General features: G+C 42.6%; 19 protein-coding genes. 17 read left to right on the top strand and 2 right to left on the bottom strand.

Annotated features, from left to right (window positions below; all coding sequences use genetic code 11):
* Positions 1-246: 246 nt before the first annotated feature.
* The 11 genes from T356_RS0117825 (at position 247) to prfB (ending at position 12,958) form a co-directional block, all read left to right on the top strand.
* Positions 247-1,974: a carbohydrate-binding protein gene (locus tag T356_RS0117825; protein WP_026515679.1), complete on the top strand. Its 1,728-nt coding sequence runs from the start codon at positions 247-249 to the stop codon at positions 1,972-1,974.
* Positions 1,975-2,189: 215 nt separating this feature from the next.
* Positions 2,190-3,143 (top strand): ABC transporter permease, encoded by a 954-nt coding sequence (locus T356_RS0117820; RefSeq protein WP_242846643.1) that lies wholly within the window; start codon positions 2,190-2,192, stop codon positions 3,141-3,143.
* On the top strand, positions 3,137-3,916 hold the full coding sequence (locus tag T356_RS0117815) for an ABC transporter ATP-binding protein (protein WP_026515677.1): 780 nt from the start codon (positions 3,137-3,139) through the stop codon (positions 3,914-3,916). Before T356_RS0117820 ends, T356_RS0117815 begins: the two co-directional genes overlap by 7 nt.
* Positions 3,917-3,934: 18 nt before the next feature.
* On the top strand, positions 3,935-5,005 hold the full coding sequence (locus T356_RS0117810; RefSeq protein ID WP_026515676.1) for an ABC transporter substrate-binding protein: 1,071 nt from the start codon (positions 3,935-3,937) through the stop codon (positions 5,003-5,005).
* Between the two features lie 65 nt (positions 5,006-5,070).
* On the top strand, positions 5,071-5,484 hold the full coding sequence (locus T356_RS0117805; protein WP_026515675.1) for a DUF4418 family protein: 414 nt from the start codon (positions 5,071-5,073) through the stop codon (positions 5,482-5,484).
* On the top strand, positions 5,468-6,640 hold the full coding sequence (locus T356_RS0117800; protein WP_026515674.1) for an ABC transporter permease: 1,173 nt from the start codon (positions 5,468-5,470) through the stop codon (positions 6,638-6,640). Before T356_RS0117805 ends, T356_RS0117800 begins: the two co-directional genes overlap by 17 nt.
* 29 nt (positions 6,641-6,669) lie before the next feature.
* Complete coding sequence (locus T356_RS0117795; RefSeq protein ID WP_035781572.1) at positions 6,670-7,335, top strand: ABC transporter ATP-binding protein; 666 nt, start codon at positions 6,670-6,672, stop codon at positions 7,333-7,335.
* Positions 7,336-7,474: 139 nt separating this feature from the next.
* The gene (locus T356_RS0117790; protein WP_155839066.1) at positions 7,475-8,110 is read left to right on the top strand and encodes a hypothetical protein; all 636 of its coding nucleotides are present in this window, start codon (positions 7,475-7,477) and stop codon (positions 8,108-8,110) included.
* Positions 8,111-8,254: 144 nt separating this feature from the next.
* Complete coding sequence (locus T356_RS0117785; RefSeq protein WP_026515671.1) at positions 8,255-8,782, top strand: hypothetical protein; 528 nt, start codon at positions 8,255-8,257, stop codon at positions 8,780-8,782.
* A gap of 382 nt (positions 8,783-9,164) precedes the next feature.
* Positions 9,165-11,729 (top strand): preprotein translocase subunit SecA, encoded by a 2,565-nt coding sequence (secA, locus tag T356_RS0117780; RefSeq protein ID WP_026515670.1) that lies wholly within the window; start codon positions 9,165-9,167, stop codon positions 11,727-11,729.
* An 86-nt stretch (positions 11,730-11,815) separates the two neighbouring features.
* Positions 11,816-12,958, top strand: coding sequence for a peptide chain release factor 2 (prfB, locus tag T356_RS0117775; RefSeq protein WP_026515669.1), 1,143 nt, complete (start codon positions 11,816-11,818; stop codon positions 12,956-12,958).
* Between the two features lie 525 nt (positions 12,959-13,483).
* On the opposite strand, the gene T356_RS0117770 is transcribed toward prfB, so the two are convergent.
* Positions 13,484-14,566, bottom strand: a complete 1,083-nt coding sequence (locus T356_RS0117770) for a GGDEF domain-containing protein (RefSeq protein ID WP_026515668.1) — start codon at positions 14,564-14,566, stop codon at positions 13,484-13,486.
* An 85-nt stretch (positions 14,567-14,651) separates the two neighbouring features.
* The gene (locus T356_RS19995) at positions 14,652-15,746 is read right to left on the bottom strand and encodes a hypothetical protein (RefSeq protein WP_051563540.1); all 1,095 of its coding nucleotides are present in this window, start codon (positions 15,744-15,746) and stop codon (positions 14,652-14,654) included.
* Positions 15,747-15,897: 151 nt separating this feature from the next.
* Between T356_RS19995 and T356_RS0117760 the strand changes: the two genes are divergently transcribed.
* The 6 genes from T356_RS0117760 to T356_RS0117735 all read left to right on the top strand — a co-directional run bounded on the left by T356_RS0117760 (position 15,898) and on the right by T356_RS0117735 (position 22,872).
* Positions 15,898-16,920 (top strand): tetratricopeptide repeat-containing glycosyltransferase family 2 protein, encoded by a 1,023-nt coding sequence (locus tag T356_RS0117760; protein ID WP_026515667.1) that lies wholly within the window; start codon positions 15,898-15,900, stop codon positions 16,918-16,920.
* A complete protein-coding gene (gene rfbG / locus T356_RS0117755; RefSeq protein WP_026515666.1) occupies positions 16,920-18,011 on the top strand; it encodes a CDP-glucose 4,6-dehydratase in 1,092 nt (363 codons plus the stop codon). Before T356_RS0117760 ends, rfbG begins: the two co-directional genes overlap by 1 nt.
* Before the next feature lie 16 nt (positions 18,012-18,027).
* Positions 18,028-19,407: a lipopolysaccharide biosynthesis protein RfbH gene (gene rfbH, locus T356_RS0117750; RefSeq protein ID WP_026515665.1), complete on the top strand. Its 1,380-nt coding sequence runs from the start codon at positions 18,028-18,030 to the stop codon at positions 19,405-19,407.
* Between the two features lie 5 nt (positions 19,408-19,412).
* Positions 19,413-20,354 carry an NAD-dependent epimerase/dehydratase family protein gene (locus T356_RS0117745; protein WP_051563539.1) on the top strand — a complete coding sequence of 314 codons (942 nt, stop codon included), beginning with the start codon at positions 19,413-19,415 and terminating at the stop codon, positions 20,352-20,354.
* A gap of 113 nt (positions 20,355-20,467) precedes the next feature.
* Positions 20,468-22,093, top strand: a complete 1,626-nt coding sequence (locus tag T356_RS0117740; RefSeq protein ID WP_026515663.1) for a glycosyltransferase — start codon at positions 20,468-20,470, stop codon at positions 22,091-22,093.
* A 41-nt stretch (positions 22,094-22,134) separates the two neighbouring features.
* On the top strand, positions 22,135-22,872 hold the full coding sequence (locus T356_RS0117735) for a hypothetical protein (RefSeq protein ID WP_026515662.1): 738 nt from the start codon (positions 22,135-22,137) through the stop codon (positions 22,870-22,872).
* Positions 22,873-23,112 lie beyond the last annotated feature (240 nt).

Raw genomic sequence — 23,112 nt, 5'->3', positions numbered from 1 at the left:
TATCTGTGTTATGGTGGTGCCTTTCGGAGAGAATGGCAGAAAAACATAGATAAAAAAGGAATAATTGCAATCATTTATCTGTGTTATGTTGATGTCTCGCGGAGAAAATAGTAGAAATTCACAGATAAAGAAATGAGAAGGTACATATTTATCTGTGGGATGAAAGTTGTAGGAAAATAGTTATTTTTTTTAGAAAAATAATCAATGCATAGCAGTGGCGTTAAAGAGTACCGGGGGTATAAATATATGAAAAGGAAAGTGAATGTATTAATAAGTCTTTTTGCGGCAGCAGCCATGCTGATATCGCAGAGTATAACAATAAAGGCAACGGAACCAAGTGTTGAAAAAACTCTTTTAAACCCGTATGAAACTGTACAGACGGAGGTAATGGAAAACGGAGGAGGGTTCTACGAGGACGATATACAATATTCTCCGATTGCGGGATCTAAGATACTAAAGGCGGAGAATGTGGATTTTTCAAAGGGGCTTACCGGCATTGAAGTGACGGCAAGAACAAGATGGGGCGGTTCAGAAATTTATGTATATATAGATGATCCAAAGAGTGAGCCTATTGCAAGGATACTTATAAGGGCATATTCGTTTAATACGGTTACGGGGATTCCCGGAATAAATGTGTCCGGAGTTCATGACATATATTTCGAGGCGAATAATCCGATAGATGTTGCAACCTGGAAAGCGCTTCCCGGCAAGACATACGAAGGCAGGGATGTTCCGAAGATTGATCCTTACGAGGATAACGAAGCGGAAGTTAATTTCGGCTCATCCATTGAAGAGAGTATGCACCAAAAACATACTGTTCTTGCGGGATTTACCGAAGGCGACTATTTCCTTATGAAGGACGTTAACTTTGATAGGGGACTCAAAGGGATAACGATAGAGGCATGGTCTGAGGGCGACGGACTTATCGAAGTCAGAAAAAACTCTGTAGACGGCGAACTTATCGGAACGATAGAGTTCAGGGAGTCCAATGACGGATATAAGCCGTTTGAAGGAGAAATGACAGGCCTTGAAGGAATGCAGAATATAGTATTTGTTGGGAAAAAAGGAAGTTGCAATATAGATAGATGGCATGCGGATCCCAGAACAACCGACAGGCCGTTACCGGATCCGGGAAAGCCGATAAGTCCTTACGGATATATTGAGGCAGAGCTTGATTTTCCGAGAGAGAATGCAGAGATTGTTGAAGATAGCTGGAACAAAGTCGTCGAGATTAAGGAAAACGGATATTTCTCTGTTCAGAAAGTGAAATTTAAATATGGCATGTCCTCAATGGTGATATTTGCATCCAGTAATGAGCCGGCAGCAGTTGAGATAAGAGCTGACGGTATTGACGGGGACCTTCTGGGAGTGATCAAACTGGATAATACAAAAGGTGAATATGAGTATTATTCGACTAAAGCTCCTAATACAGAAGGAATGCATGATCTGTTCTTTGTGTGCAAAGTCGGAAGCTGCAGGATTGATAAGTGGATGGTCATGAGTAAGATGATGCCTGTTCCCGGCAATGAGCCTATATCGATAGGTGAAGAGGGTGACGATCCGGAAAAAGAGCAGCCGGAGTTGCCTGAGATTCCCGATAAACCGGAAATTCCCGAAGAGCCCGAGAAGCCGGAAATTCCCGAAGAACCTGAACAGCCTGATATTCAGGGCGACTGCAAGCTTGAACTTAAATATTCAAGAGATATCTGGGGCAGCGGTTATCAGATAAACTTCAAGATTACCAATGTATCACAAGAGCAGTCTTCCGGATGGACATTAAAGATTAAAAAGAAATATATAAATGTAGCTCAGAGCTGGTGCGTAAACGTTGAAGAAGATGGCGAATACTATGTATTTACCCCGCTTTCATGGAATTCCACACTTGCTCCCGGACAGAGCACAGAGTTTGGAATAATCGGAAACGGCGATGCAAGCGGAGGATTGGATTATTCTTTTAGTGATAACAATAACTGATTGCAAACTATAACATTCATGAATTATGCAGCTTATGCTTTGTATGATAAGATTTGAACATCATAAAGCAGCGAGCTGACCGGAAAGCCGGAGGTTTCATTAAATTGAAGCCTCCGGCTTTTTGTGCAGAGTACTTGGCGAGGTGGTTTAGAGCTTAGTACATATCCCGGTTTTTATACAGCACACAATAAATAACATTTTAGGAGGTCAAGCAATTGTTTATAAAACAACTAAAGAAAGCGGGTCCGATCATATCGGTAATAATAACCCTAATGGTTCAGATCGCGGTCCCGAATGCAGCAAAGCAGCCTGATGCAAAGGCTCCGTTTTTTACATATTTTCTGTATATTGTCGGAGTGATATTTGTGGCGCTGTATGCAGCATCTTTTTTTCATAAAGGAGTAAATGAATATCTTGAAAAAAACGCTCCGTTGTTTGCGGGGGGAGCGCAACTGCTTAACTTTATAAATCTTATATGCAGCAAATTTGCACTGCTTCCGGTTCTCTTTTTTCCGTCACTGGACAGGGTGTTCGGAGTATTTGTAAATGACAGGCAGCTGATGGTTGAATGTATAGTTTCGTCGGGAAAGCTTCTTATCATAGGCTTTGCGGTTGGCGCGATATTGGGATTTACGACCGGAATACTTATCGGATTCAACAAAAAAGTCGCATACTGGATAAATCCTCTGACAAAGATAATTGGACCGATACCGGCAACATCGTGGTCGCCGCTTGTGCTCTCACTTTTCAGCACGTCTTATCAGGCTGCGGTATTTATGATAGCGCTGTCGGTGTGGTTTCCGATAACCGTCATGACAAGTAACGGCATACAAAATGTTCAGCAGACTTTCTTTGAAGTGGCCGATACACTGGGCGCAAGCAAGCTTTACAAGATATTTAAGGTCGGCATACCTGCGGCACTTCCGAATGTGTTTCTCGGATTTTTTTATGCGACGACGGGTTCGTTTGTAACGCTTGTCACAGCGGAGATGTTTGGATGTAAGTCTGGAATCGGCTGGTATCTTAACTGGCAAAAGAGCATGATGCTGTATGCAAATGTGTACGCCGGGCTTATTCTGCTGGCAGTCCTGTGTAATCTGATAATTACTCTTTTATTCAGGATCAAAGACAGATTACTTGGATGGCAGAAGGGAGTGATCAAATGGTAGGAGAGATAAAAATTGATAATGTATCCAAGAGCTTTACCAATCCTGACGGGAGTGTCGTAAATGCTCTGAACGGAGTAAATCTTGATATTGAGCCGGGGGCGTTCATATCCCTTATAGGACCTTCGGGATGTGGAAAAACAACGCTTCTGAGGGCAATAGCGGGACTCGGACTTGCAGATCAGGGTGCGGTATACCTTGACGGCGAAGCCGTGACGGGGCCCGGATATGAAAGAGGATTTGCATTTCAGCAGGCCAATCTGTATCCGTGGTTGTCTATCGAAAAGAACATAGCATTTGGCCTTAAGGCAAGGGGAATATATAAAGAAAGCAAGGAAGATGTAAAAGAATACATAGAGATGGTAGGACTCACGGGCTTTGAGAATTCATATCCGCACCAGTTGTCAGGCGGAATGAATCAGAGAGCTTCGCTTGCAAGAGCACTTGTGGGACATCCGAAAGTTCTTTTGCTTGATGAGCCGCTTGGCGCATTGGATGCGTTTACAAGAATGAATATGCAGGATGAGATCCTGAGAATCTGGAAAGATCAGAAGATGACAATGATCATGGTCACACATGATGTTGATGAGGCGGTATATCTGTCAGACAAGGTTGTCATAATGACTCCCAGACCTGCCAAAATAGAGCAGGTACTTGATATTGAACTGGGAAGACCAAGGGCGAGAGGAGGAAATGACTTTATAAAATACAGGACGAAGATCCTGGAGATTCTGAATTATGCCGGAGAGAACAGAGAGCCGGAGTATTATTTATAAGTTTAAGGAGAAAAAGAAATGAAAAAGGTAATTGCAAGTGTCTTGGCACTGACCGTGACAGCGGCGCTACTTACAGGGTGCGGAGCCAAGTCTGAGAAAAATGAAGGAGGAGACGAACTTACAGTAAAGATACTGAATAATAAGGAAAGCTTGTGCCTTGCGCCGGTTCATATAGCTATAATAAACGGCTATTTTGATGAAGAATTCGAAGCAATCGGACAGAAATATGAAGTTGTTACTTCCAATATTGATACGATCACGGAGCAGATAACAAGCGGTGAGATCAATGCCGGCTATGGACTTACAGGTACGCTTATGCAGCCGATTTCCAACGGCCTTCAGATTTCTTTTGTTACGGGCCTTCACAGAGGATGCACAAAGTTTTATTCAAAGAACGGATCGGGTGTAAACAGCCTTGAAGATCTTAAGGGCAAGACGATAGGCGTTGCGTCATTGTCGGATTCTGCGCCGATTCAGCTTAAGAGAAAGCTCTTTAGCCTCGGATTTAACGTAAACGGAAGCGATGCTGATATTCAGTTTGTGACATATGCGATGACAGACCTGCCGACAGCGCTTGATAACGGCGCCGTAGATGCAATCGGAATACACGATCCCGTGGCATACAATGCGGAAAAGAACTATGACTTTATTAAGATCCTTGATATAGGCGAGGATGAGGTCTTTTCACAGGAATATTGCTGCCAGGCTTACGTGTCACAGGAGCTTATTGCAAAAAATCCAAAGGGTGCTGCGGCATACGCAAGAGCAATCCAGAAGGCAGCAGCATTTGTGCAGGCACTTCCCGACGAAGCCGCAAGACTTCAGGTGGAAAAGGGTTACATGCCCTCTGAGAGCAACGACGACATTGTCAGATACGGAGAAATTCTTGCAAGTCTTAACTATGAACCTTCGGTAGAACTTGGAAGAGAGACTTTCAAGGCATCATTTGACGACCTTCAGAAGACGGGAGATCTTGATCCATCACTTGATGCAGAGGAGTTTACCAAAACTGTTTTCCCCGATCTTGAGGGAGTTCCGGAGTCATTCACATATGATCCGGGAAGCAAGAAGTTTACGGAGAACAGCTGAGAATTTATGAGGGAAACGCTTTAATCGGCGTTTCCTTAATACTAAAAAAGACCGGGAGAATGATTATGAAATCAAAAGTGATTGTAAACATAGTAAGGGTGCTTATTTTTGCACTTGTGATAATTGGAATCTACACATTTGCGCATGTTTGCGGTGATATGGGGGATATGGAAGCAAAGTGCCATAAGACAAGAAGTTTTGCAGTGGTCGCAAGTATAGTACTCGGCGTTTTGGCAGCGGCACAGATATTCATAAAGAAGGAAATCGCGGAAAAACTGGCATCAATAGCGCAGGTCGTAGGAGGAATCTTCATTGCAATCCTTCCGATAGTCATAGCGCCTGTGTGCTCGATGAAGACAATGCACTGCTATGTGTATACAAGACCGTTTCTTTTATTGACGGGGATTGTCCTTACAGTGATCGCAGTTGTAGATCTGTTGATAATTTTAAGAGGAAAAAAGAATGGAACTCTTGCATAAGCTGGTTTTTAAAAGCATAAGTTCAAAATTATATCGCAGCATCGGCCTGATCCTTATCGGGCTGGTGCTGTCCTTTGCAATGGTAGTTATTTGTCTCACCGCATTTGGAATGGAGCACGGGAGCAAAAATGTTGCAGAGCGCATGGGAGCTGACATAATCGTTGCGCCGAAAGGATACGGCGAGGATATGGAAGGGATTCTTTTGACCACGAAAAAGAGCTTTTTCTACATGGATTTGGAAGTTGTGGACAGTATCAGGCAGACGGACGGCGTAGAGACTGCATCGCCCCAGACGTTTCTTATGACACTTGAGTCTTCGTGCTGCGACCAGCCGGTTCAGATAATAGGAATCGACATGGATTCTGACTTTGTCGTGACGCCATGGATCGACAAGAAGTACTTAAAGTCGCTTGAAGACGGGGCACTGATCGTCGGGAGCAAAGTCAATGTGACAGACGGTTCATTTAAGATGTTTGGAAAAGAGTACGCTGTAGCCGCATCTCTTGACGAGAGCGGATCTTCCATGGACGCATCGGTATTTGTGAGCAGAGACCGCATAGGCGAGATCATGGAAAATGCGCAGCAGGCGGGGCAGGGCGTCATTGCGGAAGTTAATTCAAAAGATGTCTCCGTAGTATGCATAAAAGTTTCGGAAAAAGAGAGCATACCTATAGTGGTTGCCAGACTTTCGAGACTTGATAATGTCGATATCATCACGACGGAGAGTGTCTCGGCAAAGCTCTTTTCGGGACTTAAAGACACGTATGTTATCTATGCTTTTGTGATAGTGCTTATCGTGCTTATCAGCATTTTTTTACTGTTCATAATTCATTACATCACTTTGAATGACAGGAAAAAAGAGGTTGAGATATTGCGCACGATAGGAATCGGAAGAAAGAAGATAAAGGCATTTCTGATGCGCGAAGTGTTGTGGACATCTGCGCCGGGAGCGCTTATTGGGACAGTGCTTGGCTTTCTTTCATTTATTGTACTTTTGCAGTTTATTGAGGCGACTACAAAGATTCCTTTTACCGCGCCGCGTCCCTTTGAAGAAGCAGCGGTTGTTGTCATAGCTTTTTTACTTACGACAATACTCGGGCCGGTATGCGCTTTTTTCAGTATAAAGAAATTGTGTCCCGAGAATGTGTATTCATAAGATAGTCGCACTTTTTGGAGATAGATAAAATGGATATTATATTGGATGAGATAACAAAAAAATATAAGCGCGACAAGCGTGAATTCACGGTTCTTGATAAAGTGAGCGTCACAATCCCGCACGGGAAGTTCACCGTGATAAGCGGCGACAGCGGTGTTGGCAAGAGCACACTACTTAATATAATTGCAGGCCTCAGCAGGCCGACGCAAGGTAAGGTGTACTACGGCGAAAAAGAAATAACGTCACTTGGCGATGATGGCTTGTCTGAATTAAGAACAGGATTTATGGGCGTTATGACGCAGAACTGTGAGCTTATTCCGTATCTTACGCTTCGTGAAAATCTGAAACTTGCCTATGATATCAGCACCGGCAATAAGGGAGATAAAAGAGCTGTTTCAGATGAGTTTGAAGAACTCTTGGGAGCTCTGGGGCTTTCTCATCTGCAAAACGAGTATCCGTCAAGTCTTTCAAGCGGCGAGATAAAACGTGCAGCGATCGCCAGAACCCTCATTCCACATCCCAAGCTCGTTATCATGGATGAACCCACAGCCAACCTCGATCGCAAAAATGTCAGAGCGGTCTTGCAACTGCTAAAGAGCTTCTCTATTGAAGGAAGCACTGTTATTATCAGTTCTCATGAGCAGGAAGCACTGGTGGAAGCGGATTTTAAATACGAATTGGAATATGCAACGTGAATAAAAAAGATAATAAAAAATAAGATTGCGGGTTGACAGAAAAAGACTGATGCTGTATAAGTGTATTAAGACGATTGGTACAGCTACAAATAAAGAGGTACCAGCAGTGAAAAAATACATTTTTAGCGAGGGAAGAGTAATGAAAAAAAGAAGTTTAGCAGCAATTATGATGGCATCTGCAATGATGCTCGCACTTATGGGATGCGGAAGCAGCACTTCCGAAACTACAACAGAAACTACACCTGAAACAACCGCAGAGCAGACAACAGAAAGTAGTGCAAATACTGAAGATGCGGATATATCAACAGAAAATGATCCTTTGCCGGAAGTGTTTATGACAAAAGCAGAACCGACTTTTGAGTATAATGGAAAGACATTTTCTTTTACAGATGATGCCAATACTGTTGTGGAGGGAATAAAGTCCGTTGCCAAGACAGTCGATGAGGCTGACAACAGCGGCGATGCCGGAAATAGTTATGATTTTGATAAGGACGCAGATGGCCTTGGGCTGACTATAGCAACATCAGTTAACGGAGAAAAAACAACTATTGATCTAATGGCGGTTACAGGTAGCGGATTTAAGACTGAAAAGGGAATAACCATTGGAAGTAAGATGGAAGATGTAAGGGCTGCTTATGGAGATCCGTATGAAATTGATAAGTTTGACAACGGAGAATTGGAAATATTCTCATGCGAAGGCTTCAATATGAGCTTTAATATAGAAAATGGTAAGGTGACAAGCATTGTGTACAGCAATCCGGATTTCCGCGGATAATTCTAAGAAGTTGATCGTTAATATTGCACACCCGAAGGACAACGGTTATAATAGTCCAAAATCAAATAATCATAAAATATTTTGCAGCTATGGATTTTCTATAGCTGCTTTTTGTTGAATAGTTTTTTATGAGAAGGTAGAAAAATGGATATTAAAGAAGAAAAAGTACCCAAAACAATAGAAGAATTAAGAGAGTGCTGTGATCATATCGAAGTTACGGTACCTGTCATGTTTCATGGCGAAGCATGTCCTCAATGTGGGATATATAAAGAGAAAAAAACAGGAGAATATGTTGTATATTTCGGAATGCCATCAGGTGGTGCATATAGCGAGAAGAATATTTTCAAAGACGAAGACCGCGCTGTTGCCGAGTTGTACAGACGCTTGAAAGAACATTATGAAGGCATTATGTCTGATCGCAGATTCAACGAAAGACTGAAAAAGTATTCGCCTGAGCAGATTATGGACAATAATATCAAACTAACCGACCCCTTCTACCAAATGGACCTCGCCAAAAAAGCCCAGGACAGAAGCGTAGAAAAAATCGACACTCCCAAAGCATCACCTTCCTCCCCAAAAGCTCCGTCCCAAACACATACTGACGAAATATCAAGCATCATATCCGATAAATCAAATAATATATTTGATACAATAAGAAATATTTTTTCATGACATATCAAATATATATTAAGGGAAATAAACGCATTCAAGTTTCTATATGTTTTTAAGGTTTCCGTAGAATTTTGCTATCGGTTCCAAACTTCGGAAATGCGCAGTTCTCGGACGAGCAGGATGATTTTCAAATTTCACCAAAGCCGGAAATGCTGACTTCTCTGAGCAACGTCGAAAGGAAGCATTTCCGGCTTTGGTGGAATTATGAAAATCACCGCGCAGCCGAACACAAGCATTTTCGAAGTTTGGAACCGATAGCAAAAAACACAGACTACCTTATATAAAGTAGAAAGTTGAATAGTTTATGCAAATCTGTTACAATGTACAACGGACTTTTGCTAAAATAAAGGGACATTATACCCTTTTTTAGGGAGAAATAAAGATGAGTATTATTAACAAAATAATAGGAACACACAGTGAGAGGGAGCTTAAGAGAATCCGTAGTACGGTTGACTCAATAGAAGCTATGAGACCTATAATGCAGGCTCTGTCAGATGAGGAACTTAGGGGCAAGACCGAAGAGTTTAAGAAGAGACTTGCAGACGGAGAAACACTTGATGATATCATGCCTGAGGCATACGCGGTTGTCCGTGAGGCAGGAAAGCGTGTGCTTGGAATGGAACACTTCAGAGTACAGCTTATCGGTGGTGTTATATTGCATCAGGGACGAATTGCAGAGATGAGAACCGGTGAAGGTAAGACACTTGTTGCTACACTTCCTTCATATCTTGATGCACTTGAAGGTAAGGGTGTAAATGTCGTTACCGTAAACGATTACCTTGCAAAGCGTGATGCTGAGTGGATGGGTAAGATTCATGAATTCCTCGGACTTACGGTTGGTGTTGTACTTAACAGCATGAACTCTGAGGAGAGAAGAGCTGCTTATGCTTGTGATATTACATATGTTACAAACAATGAGCTCGGTTTCGATTATCTTCGTGACAATATGGCTATTTATAAGGAACAGTGCGTTCTTCGCGGACTTAACTACGCGATCATCGATGAGATTGACTCAATCCTTATCGACGAAGCAAGAACACCTCTTATTATTTCAGGCCAGTCTGATAAGTCTACAAAGCTCTATGAAGCATGTGACATTCTTGCCAAGCAGATGACAAGAGGTGAAGACATGGAAGAGCTCTCCAAGATGGATGCCATTATGGGTATTGAGAGAGAAGAGACAGGTGACTTCATCGTAAATGAGAAGGATAAGATTGTTAACCTCACTGAGCAGGGTGTTGCTAAAGTTGAGAAATTCTTCCACATAGAGAATCTTGCTGATCCCGAGAATCTTGAGATCCAGCACAATATTATTCTTGCTCTCAGAGCAAATAACCTTATGCAGAGAGATCACGACTACATTGTTCAGAACGACGAAGTTCTTATCGTTGATGAGTTTACAGGTCGTGTTATGCCCGGACGTCGTTATTCAGACGGACTTCACCAGGCTATAGAAGCAAAAGAGCATGTTAAAGTTAAGAGAGAGTCTAAGACACTTGCAACCATCACATTCCAGAACTTCTTTAACAAGTTTGAGAAAAAGTGTGGTATGACAGGTACTGCTCTTACAGAAGAAAGAGAATTCCGTGATATCTACGGAATGGACGTTATAGAGATCCCTACAAACGCACCTGTTATCCGTAAAGACCTTCAGGATGCTATGTACAAGACCAAGAAAGAGAAACTTAAGGCTATCTGTGATTCCGTAGAAGAAGCACACAAGAAGGGACAGCCTGTTCTTGTAGGTACGATCACAATCGAGGCTTCGGAAGAACTCAGTAAGCTCCTCAAAAAGAGAGGTATTCCTCATCAGGTACTTAATGCCAAGTTCCATGAGATGGAAGCTGAGATCGTTGCAGAGGCAGGTAAGCACGGTGCTGTTACAATTGCCACAAACATGGCAGGTCGTGGTACCGATATTAAGCTTGACGAGGAAGCAAAGGAAGCCGGCGGACTTAAGATAATCGGAACTGAGAGACACGAGAGCAGACGTATCGACAATCAGCTTCGTGGACGTTCTGGTCGTCAGGGAGATCCCGGTGAATCAAGATTCTATCTTTCACTTGAAGATAATCTTATGAGACTCTTTGGATCGGAGAGACTTATTGCAATGTTTAATGCGCTCAGAATTCCTGAGGGACAGGAAATTGAGCATTCATCACTTTCTAAGGCAATTGAGACCGCACAGAAGAAGATTGAGTCCAACAACTACGGAATCAGAAAGAACCTTCTCGAGTACGATCAGGTAAACAATGAGCAGAGAGAGATTATTTATGCTGAGCGTAAGAAAGTTCTTAACGGAGAATCCATGAGGGATTCTATTTACAAGATGATCACTGATATTGTTGAGTCATCTGTAGAGACTGTTGTAGGTGAAGAGACCAATGCAGATAATTGGAATCTTACCGAGCTTAATGAGCTCTTGCTTCCTACAATTCCTCTTAAGAAGATCAACAGAGGACGTATAGACAATCTCACAAAGTCAGGACTTATTCAGCAGCTCAAAGAAGAAGCTGTTAAGCTCTATGAGGCAAAAGAGGCTGAGTTCCCTGAGCCTGAGACAATCAGAGAGATTGAGCGAGTTATTCTTTTGAAAGTAATCGACAGAAAGTGGATGGATCACATTGACGATATGGATCAGCTTCGTCAGGGTATCGGTCTTCAGGCATACGGACAGAGGGATCCCAAGCTCGAGTATAAGCTTGCCGGTTATGAGATGTTCGATGATATGACAAAGGGAATCAAGGAAGATGCAGTGAGACTTCTTTTCCATGTTCATATCGAAGAGAAGGTAGAGCGTGAGCAGGTTGCCAAGGTTACAGGAACAAACAAGGACGATACGGCACAGAAGGCTCCAGTTAAGAGAGTTGAAGCCAAGGTTTATCCTAATGATCCCTGCCCTTGCGGAAGTGGCAAGAAATATAAGAATTGCTGCGGCAGGGTATGAGCGATACGGTTTGGCTAAAGAAATACTGACATAGCAGTATTTTTTCAAAAAAGAAATATTACGTATCGCGAAAAGAGGAGAACATAATGGTAGTACTTGATCAAATGAAAATAGAAATTCAGAACTTGAGAGGCACTCTTGATGAGGTTACGGCGTCTCTTGATCTGAATACCAAGAAGAAGATTATAGAAGAGCTCAGCCGTGAAATGGAAGAGCCCGGATTTTGGGATGATGCCGAGAAGGCAAACAAGAAGACCAAAGATCTTAAGAACATGCAGGATCTTGTTGAAGGAATCGAGAAGCTTAACAATCAGTACGGAGATATAATCGATCTTATTGACATGCAGAATGCAGAAGGTGTCGATGATGATGACATGGCTGCAGAGATAAGAGCGGAGCTTGATGATTTTGAGACAACTCTTGAGAACATCAGGATCAGCAATCTTCTCAATCAGCCTTATGACAAATATGATGTAATTCTCAGATTAAATGCCGGTGCAGGCGGAACAGAGGCTTGCGACTGGGCAAGCATGCTCTATCGTATGTACACAAGATGGGCTGAGAGAAAAGGATTCACAACAGAAGTGCTTGACCTTCTTGATGGTGACGAAGCAGGCATAAAGTCTGTTACTTTCCAAATCTCAGGAACAAATGCTTACGGACTTCTCAAGTCCGAGCACGGTGTTCACAGACTTGTTCGTATCAGTCCTTTCAATGCACAGGCTAAGAGACAGACTTCTTTCGTATCATGCGATGTAATGCCTGATATTGAGGAAGATGTTGATATCGAGATCAATCCCGATGACCTCAGGATCGATACATATCGTTCTAGTGGTGCCGGCGGTCAGCATATCAACAAGACATCATCAGCTGTTCGTATCACTCACATTCCTACAGGCGTTGTAGTTGCCTGCCAGAATGAGCGTTCACAGTTCCAGAACAAGGACAAGGCTATGCAGATGCTGAAAGCAAAGCTCTTTATCATGAAGCAGGAAGAGAATCAGGCCAAGCTTGACGGAATCCGCGGAGAGGTAAAAGACAATGCATGGGGCAGCCAGATCCGTTCATATGTCCTTCAGCCTTACACAATGGTAAATGACACACGTACAGGCTTTAAGGCATCAAACGCCGACGGCGTACTCGACGGCGAACTCGATCCTTTCATCAACGCCTACCTCAAGTGGCTCGCAACCGGCGGAAAGCCTGTGGGGGATACATCTGAGGAGTAAGAATTTACACATCTATAGAATACAAAATCATAGTATATAAGAGTTTCAGGGACGCTTTCGCTCCCCTCGCTTCGTAGCGGTACTAATGCCACAAAAGACGTGGCATAAGTACCGACGAGCTCAGAGGCCCATTCAACTCTTATATACTATGATTTTTTACGTTGTAGAAGGGGCGAATGGCTTGCAGCATTCGCGTCTCCCTCCGCCCGGATGTTTCTATTGATACTGCATAAGTGATGCGAAAATGTATCTTAATCCGAGCTGAGAAATGTATGCTTGGCTGGGTGCGTGACGATGTATGTAGCTTGTTGTATTGTGGGTATGCGTAGTCAGTAATCGAAAGGGCAGAGGTATATTATATTTGCGAATTTGTGCTACGTAAATGAGCCCAAGTAATCGTGAGTGCCTATGCACGAACGATTACTGCTTTTGGGGCTCATTGGAGTGCTTAGCACAATCTGAGCAAATATAATATACCTCTGCCCTTTCGATTACGTCCCCCATCCACAACCTACCGCTTACACACTACACCACCACCACACTGTTGCGCCCGGAGTTTTTGGCTTTGGTGAGAGCATTGTTGACGTTCTGGATGGTCTTGGAGAAGTCGCCTGTGTACTTGGAGACGCCGACGGATATGGTGAACGGTACCGGGGAGTCCTCGGCTTTTTCGATGTCCTGACGGAACTGCTCCATACGTGCACAGGCGTTGTTAATGTCGCATTTTCTAAAGATCACGATAAACTCCTCACCGCCAAAGCGGATAACATAGTCGTCAGAATGAGTTTCTTTGGAGAGCTTCTGGCCCATGTAGAGAAGAGTAAGGTCGCCCGTGTAGTGACCGTGATCGTCATTTAGTTTTTTGAAATTATCGATGTCCAGCATCGCTATTGCAATGGGCTCTTCCATATTTATGAGAGCATTTTTAGTCACTATTTTTTCCAGGAGATGTCTGTTGTAAACCTGAGTGAGAGGATCAGTGATCATCGCAAGTTCAAGCTTTTGCTGAAGTCTGTAATGATCGAGATAAACAAGCGTCCATAGGCAGTGTGAAAAGATAACTGCAAGACTGCACGGAACTGCTAGGATCATTATGGTTGATAAGTTTTCGTAGTGAATAATAAAGTGAGAGATTATAATCTCCAGAATGAAAAAAGCATATGAAATAATGATTCCTCTTACCCTCGCGACAAAACCTACAATAAGGAAAATGAGATTCATTATGATGAAAAATTCTCCGGCAAGCTTTTTTACACCAAGAGAATAGACTGTCCATATCGTTGCGATGACAAGTGAATGAACAAGCAGAAAATCAGCGGTCAATATGACTATTCTGCTGTTATAAAAATGAAGGATTATAAGAAACATCACAAAGATACCCAATACCGAAATTCTCGGTATGAGTGTGGGCATTATGGTGCCGTTGATCAGATAATCCGGAACCACATAAAATGCCGAAAGTATAGTTCCGACTACCAGGCATACCCATACATACTCCTGGTAGTAGTCGCACTTTGACTGATAGAAGTCCGCTAAATCGTCTTTGGTCATAGTGCGATAATCCTTGTATCGATTGATTGACGTTTTGACGTTTGCGAATATTCTCATTCTCGTATCTCCTAATTACATTTTACTAGGAAATTGTTCAGAGATAAAGAAAAAAATTAAATTTTTATAAAAATTGATACTTTACTCAGAAGATCGGCTCTACGTCTGTTATTTCATTATCTTCAACTTTGAAAGACCAGACAGCATGGTCTTTTAGACGGTGCTCGGTGAGGAAATACGTGTCATCAACGGATGAAATGTAGTAAGGAGTTCCTCCACCCATGAAATACTGCGAATAAATATCTTCATAGTCGCCTGATGCAAGGTTTTCAAGAGATTTTGTGCGTACAATGGTCGCAACATCCTGATTTCCTGTCTTATCTGTTGAAACGGAAATATAGTAGTAATCCTGAATCCTGGTTATCTGAACCATTCCCGCGAGCTCGTCGGGGACGTTGTATGTATTTTTTGCTTCCAGTGTCTCAAGGTCGCATTGCAGGACAGTGGCCTCGACACCTTTGTCAGAAACTCCCGAAACAAGATATATATCACCGTCAATTATAGAGAATGAGCGTATATAGATGCCATCGAGGGATTCGATTTCTCTTTTGTCCGTGAGATAGACACGGTTAGTCTTTGCGTCCGTTCTAAAGCAAAAAAGCTCTCCTGTCATTGAGCTCCAAACATAGAAGGTGTCTGTGTTGCGGTCATATACCGTATAATGCGGACGGATTCCGATGTCATAAAAACTCTGGGTGTGGATAAACTTGTCATCAACCTTTTCAAAGATAAGAATTCGGTTGTTGTCGGTGTCATCTATCATATAGACATTGCCGTCACTTGCGATTGTATGCGGCCTTGTGGCGTCGGATGTCATGATATCCCATTCATTTAAAGGAGTGTCCAGCGAATCGGAGTAGATAACCCTGTTGTGATAACAGTCAACGATGAACCAGGTGTCTGCGATCTTTGTGACATATGTCGGGACGCTGAGTCTTGAGTCGAAGTTTTTGACAGGTGTATATTCTGAGGCTGCTTTGGTAAGATTTTCTGCAGCATCTGTAAGTGATGATTCCTCTATGTAATCTTTTGTATCATAAGGAACCGGCTTGCTAAAAGCCTGCTGACTGTTGACCTGAGTGGATTCTTCGGAATTTGCACAACCGAAACAAGCACCCGCAAATATGACTATTAAATTGATAATAAGAGCGTTTTTTATATTAAAAATCTTTTGAAACATTTATCTTTCCGTCCAATCAAGTAATTACCTAACGATTGTACAATAATACACTTTTGCGGGCAATAAAATGTAGAAAGAGATATTGTTTTAAGGTAAAATTACTTAGTGGAGAAAAGAGCTTTACAAGATATGTAAAAAGTGGAGGGGGAATATGATAACAATCAGTCTTTGCATGATAGTTAAGAATGAAGAAGAAAATCTTGGCAGATGTCTTAAGAGTCTTCAGGGGATTGTAGACGAGATGATTGTTGTTGATACGGGCTCCGAGGATAAGACGGTAGAGATTGCCAGAGAGTTTGGTGCCAAAGTATATGATTTTAAGTGGACGGGAGATTTCAGTGAGGCGAGAAATTATTCTTTTTCCCTTGCGTCCTGTGACTACATATATGCTGCGGATGCCGATGAGGAGCTGGATGAGGATAACAGACAGAGATTTATCCAGCTGAAAAAAGATATTGAGGAACTTGATATAGATATTGTTCAGATGTATTATTGCAATCAGTTGTCATTTAGAACGGTCTATAATTATGACAGGGAACTAAGGCCAAAGCTCTTTAGGAGAGTCAGGAGCTTTAGATGGGAAGATCCGATCCATGAGCAGGTTGTTATAGAGCCGGTTATCTGCAACAGCGAGGTTGAGATAATACACAGGCCCAAAGAAAGCCACGCGCAGCGCGATCTGGCTTCGTTCAGAAGAGCTGTGGAGAGCGGAAGGCGCATTTCGAAGAGACTTCACGGAATGTACGCAAGAGAGCTGTTTATGGGCGGGGATGATGATGATTTCCTGAAAGCCAAGAGATTTTTTGCGGAAGCGGTAAAAGACAGCACCAGAAGCGTTGATGAAGTCAAGGATGCGAGCTGTGTACTTGCGCATATTGCGGTTCTTGAGAATGACGCGGAGTCACTTCTTAAGTATTCGCTCAAGGATGCGGCGACAGAGATGTGCAGCGAGATGTGCTGTGAGCTTGGCGATTATTATTACGGAAAAGAGGACTATGACGAAGCTATAGTCTGGTATTATAATGCGGCATATGAGTGTTCCAGCATACTGGATATCAAGAAGAGCAAGGAATTCCCGAGGCTTGCCCTTGCGAAGTGTTATAAGGCGCTTGGCAATGAGGAGCAGGCTGAGGATTACGAGAAAGAAGCCGCAGAGATAGAGAAAGGTGAATGATGTTAGATTTTTACAAAGGTAAAAGAGTGCTCATAACAGGCCATACCGGATTTAAGGGAAGCTGGCTTTCCAAGATCATGATCATGGCCGGAGCCGATGTTTACGGATACTCTCTTGCACCTTCTGAGGGAAAAGAGAATCTGTATGAAATTTCCGGAATCGCGAACGAGATGGATTCGCATATCGGTGATATCAGAAATTTTGAGGAATTAAAAGAGTATTTTGATAAGGTTAAGCCCGAGATTGTTTTTCATCTTGCGGCGCAGCCTATTGTAAGGGATTCATATAAGGATCCGCGTTATACCTATGAGACAAACGTCATGGGAACTGTAAATGTGTGCGAGTGCGTAAGGAACTGCGCGAGTGTGAAGTCTTTTTTGAACGTTACCACGGACAAAGTATACGAGAACAATGAGTGGGTATGGGGATACCGTGAGGATGAGAAGCTTGACGGATTCGATCCCTATTCAAACAGTAAGTCGTGTTCTGAGCTTGTTACACATTCATATATCAATTCGTTTTTTAACGAGATGGGAATTGCGGTGTCGACTGCGAGAGCGGGAAATGTTATCGGCGGAGGAGATTTTGCCAATGACAGACTTATTCCCGATTGCGTGAGAGCTGCGGAAGCGGGAAGTGAGATAGTTCTTAGAAATCCCGACTCCACAAGGCCGTTCCAGCATGTGCTCGAAGCGCTGTCGGCATATATCCTTCTTGCGCAGAAGCAGTATGAAGATAAGAGCTTTGCGGGATATTACAATGTCGGACCGAATGATGATGACGCGGTGACTGCAAGAAAACTTGCAGAAGCATTTGCGGATTCGTGGAACAAGCTTGCAAAGGACAATGCAGGAAATCAGGAATTTAGGGGACATGCCATAAATATTGTGATAAAGCCTGACGGAGGCCCTCACGAGGCAAGTTTTTTAAAACTTGACTGTTCCAAGATAAAGAGTAGACTTAAGTGGTCGCCAAGATGGACGATCGAAGATGCGGTGGCAAAGACCGCAGAGTGGACATGCGCATATTTTAAGGGCGAAGCCGTTAAGTGCATGATGGATCAGATAAACGAGTATTACAAACAGGTATAGGAGAAAAGAGTAAGAGATGAGTAATAGCGAACAGCATGCAAGGGAGCAGATTTTAAACCTTGTTGCGGATTATTATAACCGTTTTTTGAAAAAAGATAATGAAAGCTTTACCGAGGGAGATAGAATTCCTTATTCGGGAAGAGTTTTTGATGAGAAGGAAGTTATAAATCTTGTGGATTCTTCACTTGATTTCTGGCTTACTGCGGGAAGATATACGGATGAATTCGAGAAGAGATTTGCGGAGCTTTTAAATGTCAGATTTGCAAGTCTTGTAAACAGCGGATCATCGGCAAATCTTATCGCGTTTATGGCACTTACTGCGCCGGAACTCGGTGACAGACAGATAAAAAGAGGCGACGAAGTTATCACAGTTGCCTGCGGATTCCCCACAACGGTAGCACCTATCATGCAGTACGGTGCAGTGCCTGTATTTGTTGACGTTACCGTACCTCAGTACAATATTGACGTTACAATGCTTGAAGAGGCACTCAGCCCCAAGACAAAAGCTGTAATGATTGCACATACACTTGGAAATCCTTTTGATCTTAAGGCGGTAAGAGAGTTCTGCGACAAGCACGGTTTGTGGCTTGTTGAGGATAACTGCGATGCTCTGGGTTCAGAGTATACGATCGACGGAAAGACAGCATTTACGGGAACATGGGGCGATATAGGAACATCAAGTTTCTATCCTCCGCACCACATTACAATGGGTGAAGGCGGTTGTGTATATACAAACAACGCTCTTCTTCACAAGCTTGTAAGAAGTTACAGAGACTGGGGACGCGATTGTATCTGTCCTCCCGGAAAAGATAATTTCTGCGGCCACAGATTTGACGGCAAATTTGGTCAGCTTCCCGTTGGATACGATCACAAATATGTTTACAGCCATCTTGGATATAATCTCAAGGCTACCGATATGCAGGCGGCAGTCGGATGTGCACAGCTCGATAAGCTCATCGGTTTTGCCGATGCAAGAAGAAAGAACTGGAAGCTTCTCTATGAGAAACTTGAGTGTCTCAAAGATGTTCTTATCCTTCCTGAACCTGCTGAGAACAGTAATCCTTCATGGTTTGGATTTATCATGGGCGTAAAAGAGGGAGCTAAGGACGGAAACGGCAACGAACTTACAAGAAATGCCATAACCAAGGCTCTTGAAGATAATAATATTCAGACAAGGCTTCTCTTTAGCGGAAATGTCACAAAACATCCTTGCTTTGATGAGTTTGTATGCAAGAAGAATGCTGAAGATGCCGGAGATTACAGAGTTATCGGCGATCTGTCCGTGACGGATTATGTTATGAACAATGCGTTCTGGATTGGAGTTTATCCGGGACTTAACGATGACAAGATCGAGTTCATGGCAAACGTTATCAAGAAAGCATGCGGGAAAGCGTAATAAATATGAACAATAATGGTAAGATTGCCATAGTAACAGGTGCCTTTGGATTTGCGGGAGCTAATCTGACAGAGCACCTGTTAGATTATGGGTACAAAGTATATGCGGTAGGAAGAAAAGGCTCATCTCACAATGACAGATTTGCGGAGAGTGAGTATTTAAGAAAGGTGCTCGTTGATATGGAGGATTATGACAAGATCTGTGAACATATCGACGACAGTGATCTTTGCGGTGCGAAGGCTATTGCTCTTTTTCATTTGTCATGGGGAGGGCAGAGGGATGATTTTGACACTCAGAGGCGAAATATAGACGGTTCACTTCTTTTGCTTGATTCTGCCCGGAGTATAAAAGAAAAATGCCTTAAAAGCAAAAATATGGACGTTTCGGTAAGGGCTGTAGGAATAGGATCCCAGGCTGAGTACGGAGTGAAAGATGAACTTATAACGGAAGACCTTTCGCTGGAACCTTTTTCTGCTTACGGAAGCTGCAAGGCGGCAACTTATTATCTAATGCAGTCCAAAGCAAGGATTCTCGGGATTGACTTTGTGTGGGGGAGGATATTTAGTCTTATCGGCAAATATGAGCCCTCAGGCAGGATGCTTCCCGATGTTGCCCGGAAACTTTCACAGGGCGAATCTGTCAGCCTGAGTTCGTGCGAGCAATTTTGGGATTACCTTGATGCGGGAGATGCTGCCGACGCGATAATAGCTCTTTTTGAAAGAGGAAGATCCGGTGAAGCTTATAATATCGCTAACGGGGCTTATGACAGATTAAAAAGTTTTGTGGTAAGAGTAGCGAAGTGTGTCGGCGCGGATGAAAACCTTATAAACTACGGCGGAAGGGCAAATCCATTTGTCTCACTTGCGGTCTCATGTGACAAGATTAAGAAAGATACCGGATGGGAACCCAAGGTCAGCTTTGAAGAGTCTGTCAGATTTTATCGATAGACTAATTATTTAACGACGGAATCACGCTTGACATTATTTTGGGCAAAAGATACCATTAGAAGTAGTATAAGGTGATCCGTAGTGGCCAAAAAAGTAGCAGGAGTGGGGAAAACATGTATGAAAAGCTGACGGAACTTATAACAACAGGAGATTATAAGGAAGCATTATACGAATTTCAGGAAGAATATTTACATATCGGTGAAAGGGAACCAAAGGACGCTGCAAAGCTGTGTCTTTTGGAGGCTTCTTTGTGGGAAGCCCTTGCTGACTCGACATCGGAATATGATGCAATAGCTCGAGGAATTGCCTATGACGGGGGTAATTACGAGCTTTTTTATATGCTTGGATTGTACTATGCGGACATAAATGTCAATCAGTCGTATCTGGCTTTTGAAGCGGCTTTGTCGTACTGCACGGATGAAAATGACATTGAAGTCATAAAGAGTGCGATTGAGAAAATTAAAGAAAATCCTGCGCTCAGAGTGAAGAAGCTAAGTATCATGATCTTGTCTCACAATGATCGTGAACTCTTAAAGAGATGTATTGACTCTGTTGAGAAATATGTTCCTGAGGGATCATATGAGATTGTTGTTGTAGATAATGCATCTACAGAGGACGGGGTGATCGATTATCTCAAAGAAAAAGCAAAGAGTGTGGATTACAGATTTAAGTTAATACTGAATGATGAAAATTCGGGATTTCCCAAAGGGTGCAATATAGGAACGCAGTGTTGCGACAAGAATAATGATATCTTTTATCTCAACAATGATGCGATTCTTACGCAGAATGCCGTATTTTTCATGAGGATGGGATTATATGACAACAGATCTGTCGGTGCTGTCTCTGCAATGTCAAACAGCGCTTCACTTCAGGAGGTACGTCCCGAGGATCTGTCTGTTTATGCCGGTGAGAAGCTGGAAGAATTGTGGCACAGGAGACTTGGACCTGACAGAAGTGTCGAGGTGTTTGAAAACTATGCAAGAGAACGGGCATTTCCTATGAAGAAGGCATATATCAAGAGATTCAGACTGACGGGATTTGCACTCATGCTCTCGAGGGATGCGATCAGATGTATATCTCGGGAAGGCAAAGTGTTTGATGAGCGCTTTTCTCCGGGATATTTCGAGGATGACGATCTTGGCATAAGACTTGCAAGAGCTGGATATGAACAGTATGTCTGCAAGAATGCTTTTATTTATCACAATGGTGGAACGGGCTTTGAAGGTAACAATAATGTCATGTCGGAAAGCAGAAGCAAATTTGTGGATAAATGGGGATTCGATGTTTGGAGTTATTCGCTTCCGTGGTTTGAAGCTTGCAATACTGTCATGAAGCTTTACGATACGAGAAAAGAAGGACTTAGAATACTTGATTTTACCTGTGGTTTTGGTGCAAATGCATCTTACATAAAGAGCAGTTGCCCGGATACTTTCATAGCCGGCGTGTGCGGTAATTCTTTTGAAGCGGGAATTTCCGGGCTTATTGCGGATGATGTTGCTTACGGTGATATCAATACTATGAAGCTTCCGTGGGCGGACAGATCTTTTGATATTGTCATAGCTGAGAGAAAGCATGTCAGTGTCGGACAGATCATGAGATATCTTAAATCCGACGGGCTGTTCCTTAGTGAGAAAGAGGCCGGAGAAGCCGAAGAAAACAACGATCTGATAGATATCATCAAGTCCAATGCGGTCGCAGGATTTGATTCCGAAAAGTTAGGCAGTCTGCTCGAAGAGTAGAATCTGTTTGAAAAAATATGGATGTAATGAGGTGAACGAGCATGAATTGCCCAAATTGTAAAAGAGTATTGCCGGATAATATAAATCATAGGATTAATTTTTGTCCGTTGTGTGGAAATAAGCTTTTTGAGGACGGAAAAGATTATCTTATCCAGATTTCATGCGTGGGACAAAGGACTCCTGACGGAAATGTCATGATGGTATTTCTTGATGAGACACAGATGTTTGAGGTCAAGGCGGGAGAGACTATCTGCTTTGCGGTTAAGGCGGGATTCCACATGCTGAAGTTCAGGCAGAAAATTCGAAGCAAAAATATTTCGCTTCTGGTTAATTCGGGATATTCGATAAAAGCTACGTACAATACTATTTCGGGACTTATTGAGACCAATATTATAAAATTCGAGGAAGAAGATGAGGATTCAGAGCGAAGAATAAATGAGGCTGATCTTACGGCGCCTTCAATGGTTTCTGAGGCGGGTGCGAGAGGATTTGATTCGCTTCTTGGTGTAGACGAGCCGGAATACAGGGTTAAAGCAACGGAGGGACTTAAAGAGGGGATACTCAGCATTTATACCGAGCGACTTGAATTTAAGGGAAAGACCGATCTGGCAAAGGAAGTTGTTGATTTTAGAAATGTTATCTCGGTAAAAAAGAAAATGGGTACAATTGATATATTGTGTGACGGAAATGTTCACAAAATTTACAGTATTCCGAAAGATATTTACAACGAAGTTATGTCTTTTTTAAATAATAGAATCGAAGAACTCCGAGAAGTATAGGCTTTTTTGGGAAAATACAACTTAAAAACGTATTAAAATTTACAACATACAGTACTTGCATACTGTATGTTTTTTCGTATATAATATTCTAAACTTTAGAGGTAATCGAAGTTTGATGGGGCGAGTGAACGGAAAAAAGTCGCATATTTTAACAATGAATTGTGATAAAAGTGTGAAAACTTCCGCAAAAAAATGTTACTTCCTATAATTTCGTTAAATTGCCGAAAAAGTGTAGTTATT

The organism is Butyrivibrio sp. LB2008 (assembly GCF_000621565.1).
Taxonomy (GTDB): domain Bacteria; phylum Bacillota; class Clostridia; order Lachnospirales; family Lachnospiraceae; genus Butyrivibrio.
The sequence above is the reverse complement of the archived record's forward strand: the minus strand, read 5'-3'. Positions and strand labels throughout refer to the sequence as shown.